The sequence below is a fragment of the Blautia sp. OM06-15AC genome, from assembly GCF_003481425.1.
Lineage (GTDB): Bacteria > Bacillota > Clostridia > Lachnospirales > Lachnospiraceae > Fusicatenibacter > Fusicatenibacter saccharivorans.
In genome coordinates this window covers 1-2,466 of record NZ_QULD01000028.1, presented here as the reverse complement: position 1 = coordinate 2,466, position 2,466 = coordinate 1, and the positions used below count along the sequence as shown (strand labels likewise).

The window sequence follows — 2,466 nt, the reverse complement described above, 5'->3', positions numbered from 1 at the left end:
TAAAGACCTTGGAGAGGGTCTCTAAAAACTACTACTATATAATACGAGGAGAACAAAAAATGAAAAGCTATTATGATTATCTTGAAGAAAGTACGAATGTTGTGAAAAGCAATGCCAACAGAAACAAGATTATTACGATTCTCTCCTATCTCTTGATTTGGGCGTTTGCAATGATAGTGTTCTGGTTTTTTGCAAGTGGAAGTGACGCTATGGGTTACAGTTTGATGTTTCTTTGGTTTATTCTTCCTATATCCACATTTATTGTATCTATTGTTATTGGTAAAAATAACTTTTGGGGAAAAGGAAAATGGGCATTCACTCTTTTCTTTGGCGTAATGTATATGCTTGCTGAATATGGCACATTCAAAATGGCAAACAACATTGCTTTTAACAAACTGAATGCCCCTGACTTGGGAATGATTGTAGCCGGAGCAATAATCTCTGCAATCGGTATGTTGGTAGGTTCACTGTGGAATAAGAAACGCCACAATCAAAAAAAATAAGTAACAAGAAAAATCCCAACTTGTTATTCTGAAAATTTAACTGAATAACCACAGCACAAACCGCTGCTACATGGAAGCTAACAAACCATGCAACAGCGGTTTTTCTTTACCGTTTTTTCCTCTGACTGATAGGCGTTCCCATTTTCTTTGATTTTTTGAGAATCCGAATCAGCCAGCGAAATTCTTCGTCTGACAGATTTTTATAGTTGATACCAAGCTGCTTGCAGTAAAGAACAACCAGCTTTTCATCCCGACTGCCCTTGAAATTTTCGACTGCTTCCAGATTTTCTTTCAGTTCATCGGCAACGGTAGTTTGGGGTGCGCTCTCGCTGTCCTTTTTGTGGGCTTCCCGAATATCCCGGATAATGAGATTGAGGTCATCCCGTACCATGTGGCTGAAATACTCATCATCACTGATATGGGCAGCTTGCAGCACCTTTAAATGCGGGTCATCTTCGCCGGGGCGATACCGTTCAATGATTTCATGTCGGACGGTATCGACAAGGGCATTGAGGTTCTGAATCTGCATGGTGGCAATCCCATCCACATAAATCTCAATGTCCGCAAGAAACTTGATAAAGTCCTTATGGGTGGCAAGTTCGCAGAGCAGGCGGTTGTTAATCCGACCGCTTTTCAGGAGTGCCACCATTTCATCACTCAAATGCAGCTCCCTTAATGGCGTGTTGATCTCTGTCCTGTTCTCTGACCGGCAAAAGAGATAATCGAGGGACACCCCATAAAAATCTGCCAGCAGGATAAGGTTGCCATGATTGATTTCCTTATAGTCATCTTTTTCATAACTGCCAAGAGCCGATTTTGAAATACCCGTTTGCTCTGCCAGTTCTTCCAGTTTTAATCCTTTGTTTAATCGTAAATCTTTTAGCCGTTCCTGTATTGTAGTAGCTCCGTTCATTGAAGCAGCTCCCCCTTTTTGACAACATATATAACCGTTGAATTGATTATACCATATCAATTCCGCAATCGTGGAAATTTCTGATTTTTACCCCTGATTCCTACTTTGTGGACATACGGCACAGGGCACAAAAATGTTCTATGATACAGGTAGTTCATCGATGGATTATTCCAATCGAATGACCAGCCTGTGTGGGATATGCTTCCCTGGCGATGTAGCGCCATGACTTTTGGCAGGGATATGGAGGAACCCTGACCGAAACGAGCGTACCAAAGGGAGCGATACGCCGCTGTGAGATTCAGGGGAGGAACGACACCGGGGAGAACTGGCGAACTGACACCGAAATGATACCGAAACACGACAATCTGATAGGGGGACAGTCTACCCTATCGCTGATACTTCGGGAGATTTTAAGCGGCTCTATGGCTGTAATTTTGCCGAAAATCGCCCCGAAACCATACACTAAAACGGGAGAAAACACAATATGCCGAGAATGAGCAAAAAAAGGAAGCATGAGCTTTCCTTTTACCTCAATGACCGGGGGCGTGTCACTTACAACGAATTATGCCGGAAATGCCAGCATGGGTGCAGGCAGAGCTTCCGGGCGGTTGTGATTGACTGCCCTCATTATTTATCCAAACGAGCCAAGAAAAAGGAGGAACACACAGAATGAATTTTGAATTTATGACGATAGACACACCACTGCCGCCCTGTATGCCATTTCCCAGAGCATTGACAGGGTTTCCAGTCAGCAGCACCGCAAAGGTCATGTACTGCCGGATGTTAGACGCTATACTATCCAAAGGGCAGGAGGACGAGAACGGAATCCTGTTTGTCTGCTTCCCTGTCACAGCCATTGCCGCAGTCCTGTCCCGCAGCCCCATGACGGTCAAGCGTTCTCTGAATGAACTGGAAACTGCCGGACTTATCATGCGGGTGCGTCAGGGCATTGGAGAACCAAACAGGATTTATGTGCTGATACCGGGAAAGGAGGATACTGCCCTTGCCTGATACCTCAAAGCTGGAAAAGCTCAACCGGGAGTTGGAGAA

At 44.4% G+C, this 2,466-nt stretch carries 4 protein-coding genes; 3 read left to right on the top strand and 1 reads right to left on the bottom strand.

What is annotated here, in order from left to right; genetic code table 11:
• A partial coding sequence (locus DXB83_RS16290; protein ID WP_243108946.1) for a transcriptional regulator occupies positions 1-503 on the top strand: 503 nt, incomplete at its 5' end.
• A gap of 106 nt (positions 504-609) precedes the next feature.
• Here DXB83_RS16290 and DXB83_RS16285 read toward each other — a convergent pair.
• On the bottom strand, positions 610-1,416 hold the full coding sequence (locus DXB83_RS16285; protein ID WP_055154162.1) for a helix-turn-helix transcriptional regulator: 807 nt from the start codon (positions 1,414-1,416) through the stop codon (positions 610-612).
• Positions 1,417-1,900: 484 nt separating this feature from the next.
• Between DXB83_RS16285 and DXB83_RS16280 the strand changes: the two genes are divergently transcribed.
• Both DXB83_RS16280 and DXB83_RS16275 read left to right on the top strand, forming a co-directional pair.
• Complete coding sequence (locus DXB83_RS16280) at positions 1,901-2,089, top strand: hypothetical protein (protein WP_055060284.1); 189 nt, start codon at positions 1,901-1,903, stop codon at positions 2,087-2,089.
• Positions 2,086-2,427, top strand: a complete 342-nt coding sequence (locus DXB83_RS16275) for a DeoR family transcriptional regulator (RefSeq protein ID WP_055060285.1) — start codon at positions 2,086-2,088, stop codon at positions 2,425-2,427. Before DXB83_RS16280 ends, DXB83_RS16275 begins: the two co-directional genes overlap by 4 nt.
• The last annotated feature ends 39 nt before the right edge of the window (positions 2,428-2,466 follow it).